This is a genomic window from Candidatus Frankia nodulisporulans (assembly GCF_902806475.1).
Taxonomy (GTDB): domain Bacteria; phylum Actinomycetota; class Actinomycetes; order Frankiales; family Frankiaceae; genus Frankia; species Frankia umida.
The window spans coordinates 1-3,121 of sequence record NZ_CADCWS010000367.1 but is presented as its reverse complement, the minus strand read 5'-3'; the positions used below and the strand labels follow the sequence as shown (position 1 = coordinate 3,121).

General features: G+C 73.0%; 1 protein-coding gene. It reads left to right on the top strand.

Features of this window, described 5'->3' with window-relative positions; translation table 11 throughout:
• Positions 1–375 precede the first annotated feature (375 nt).
• On the top strand, positions 376–3,121 hold a 2,746-nt coding region (locus G6R24_RS19750; protein ID WP_225438797.1), incomplete at its 3' end, for a Tex family protein.

Sequence of the window (3,121 nt, the reverse complement as noted above, 5' to 3'; positions counted from 1 at the left end):
GGACAGCGGCGGGCCGACGCGAACCGACCGTGCCCGGCCGCACCCTCGGCACAATAACGGGAACAAGGCCGCACCGCCCCCGTGGCCTGGCACCTCATGCGCACGGGCACATCATAGGTCATGTCGCACCAATGAGATATGCCCAGTAACGCAATCGAACGGTACGGATCACACCGGATCACACCGATGGATCCGGGCCCACGCCCGCTGGCACGGTGCGTGGCACGGCGGACTGCCACGTAACACGTCGGGGGTCTCACCGCCACGCGGGGCCGCCCGGCCGGCCCACTGTCGGTGATCACCCGTAGTCTCGCAGACGGCGCGGTCCGATCGCGACACCGACATCGACTCCGACGAGAAGGCGGATCAGAGCTTGTGACGACGACAGCTGTCCCCCAGCAGTCCATCCATCAACGGATCGCCGAGGAACTCGGCGTGCGCCAGGGGCAGGTGGCGGCGGCGGTCGACCTGCTCGATGGGGGCGCCACCGTGCCCTTCATCGCCCGCTACCGCAAGGAGGTGACGGGCACCCTCGATGACACCCAGCTGCGCACCCTGGAGGAGCGGCTGCGCTACCTGCGGGAGCTGGAGGAGCGGCGCTCGGCGGTGCTCGAGTCCATCCGGTCCCAAGGCAAGCTGGATGACGCCCTCGAGGCGCAGATCCTCGCCGCCGACTCGAAGGCCCGGCTCGAGGACATCTACCTGCCCTACAAGCCCAAGCGGCGGACGAAGGCGCAGATCGCCCGCGAGGCCGGCCTCGAGCCGCTCGCCGACGCGCTGCTCGGCGACCCGTCGCTGGACCCGCACGGCACCGCCAGCGGCTACGTCGACGCCGACCGCGGTGTGGCCGACGCCGGCGCGGCGCTGGAGGGCGCCCGGGCGATCCTGGTGGAGCGCTTCGCCGAGAACGCCGACCTGATCGGCGCGCTGCGCGAGCAGATGTGGTCGCGCGGCACGTTGGTGTCGAAGGTGCGCGAGGGCAAGCAGGAGGCCGGCGCGAAGTTCGCCGACTACTTCGACTTCGCCGAGCCGTTCACCTCGCTGCCCTCACACCGCATCCTCGCGGTGTTCCGTGGTGAGAAGGAGGAGGTTCTCGACCTCACCCTCGAACCCGCCGAGCCGCCCGCGCCGGACACCCCGCCGGTGCCCGGGCCGAGCGACTACGAGCGGCGCATCGCCGAGGCGTTCGACATCAGCGACGCCGGCCGCCCCGCCGACCGCTGGCTCGCCGACACCGTCCGCTGGGCGTGGCGCACCCGCGTCCTCGTCCACCTCGGGGTGGACCTGCGGATGCGACTGTGGACGGCGGCCGAGGAGACCGCGGTGAAGGTGTTCGCCGCGAACCTGCGTGACCTGCTGCTCGCCGCCCCCGCCGGCAGTCGGTCGACGATGGGCCTGGACCCGGGCTACCGCACCGGGGTGAAGGTCGCCGTCGTCGACACGACCGGCAAGGTCGTCGCCACCGACACCATCTACCCGCATGTGCCGGCCCGCCGGTGGGACGAGTCGATCGCCACCCTGGCCCGGCTCGCCGCCGCGCACTCCGTCGATCTCGTCTCGATCGGCAACGGGACGGCGTCCCGGGAGACCGACAAGCTCGCCGAGGACCTGATCCGCAAGCACCCGGAGCTGTCCCTGACCCGGGTGACCGTGTCGGAGGCCGGGGCGTCGGTGTACTCGGCGTCGGCCTACGCCGCCGGCGAACTGCCCGAGCTGGACGTGACGCTGCGCGGCGCGGTGTCGATCGCGCGCCGGCTGCAGGACCCGCTCGCCGAGCTCGTCAAGATCGAGCCACGGTCGATCGGTGTCGGCCAGTACCAGCACGACCTGTCCGAGACGCGCCTGGCGACGTCCCTGGACGCGGTGGTCGAGGACTGTGTGAACGCCGTCGGCGTGGACGTCAACACCGCCTCCGCGCCGCTGCTCACCCGCGTCTCGGGGATCGGCGCGGGGCTCGCCGAGAACCTGGTGCGCCACCGCGACGAGAACGGCCCGTTCCGGAGCCGGGAGGCACTGCGGGCGGTACCCCGGCTGGGACCGAAGGCGTTCGAGCAGTGCGCCGGCTTCCTGCGCGTCCTCGGCGGCGACGACCCGCTGGACGGCTCCAGCGTGCACCCCGAGTCCTACCCTGTGGTCCGGCGCATCCTCGCCACCACCGGCCAGGAGCTCACCTCGCTCATCGGCAACGGCAAGGTGCTGCGGTCGCTGAAGCCGTCCGACTTCGTCGATGACACCGTCGGCCTGCCCACCGTCACCGACATCCTCGCCGAGCTGGACAAGCCCGGTCGCGACCCGCGGCCCGCCTTCCGCACGGCGGCGTTCTCCGAGGGTGTCGAGACCCTGGCCGACCTCACCCCCGGCATGACCCTCGAGGGCTCGGTGACGAACGTGGCCGCGTTCGGCGCGTTCGTGGACATCGGAGTCCACCAGGACGGCCTGGTGCACGTCTCGGCCATGTCGAAGAACTTCGTCAGCGATCCGCGGGAGGTCGTCAAGTCCGGCGACATCGTCACGGTGAAGGTCCTGGACGTCGACATTCCCCGCAAGCGCATCTCGCTGACCCTGCGTCTGGACGACGAGCCCGGTGCCGCCACCTCAGGCGGCGGCGGTGGCGGCCGGCGCGGTGCTGGCCGTGAGGCCGCCGTACGCGACGGTGCCGCCCGGGATGGCGGCGAGGGCGGACGGCGTGGCACCGGGGCAGGTTCCAGCTCCAGCGGCGCTGGTGGCTCCGGGGGCTCCGGTGGCGCTGGTGGCTCCGGGGCGGGTTCCGGTTCCGGTGGCGCCGGCCGTGGGGCCGGTGGCGGCGGTGATCGTCGCGCTGGCCAGGGTGGCGGTCCCGGTGGTCGCGGCCGTGGTCCCGGCGGGCAGGACGGCGGCCGTGGTGGCGGTCGGACCGGTTCCGGCGGTTCCGGCGGCGCAGGTGGTTACCGCGGTGGTGGCGGCGGTGGCGGTGGCGGTGGCAACCGCGGTGGCTCCGGTGGGGGCCGTCGGGGTGCGCCCGACGGGGCGATCGCCGACGCGCTGCGCCGGGCCGGGCTGGTCACCGGTGACCAGGTGACCCTCGACGGCCATGACGCCGGCTCCGGTCGCGGCTCAGGTGCCAGCAGCGGTCGCCGCCGCG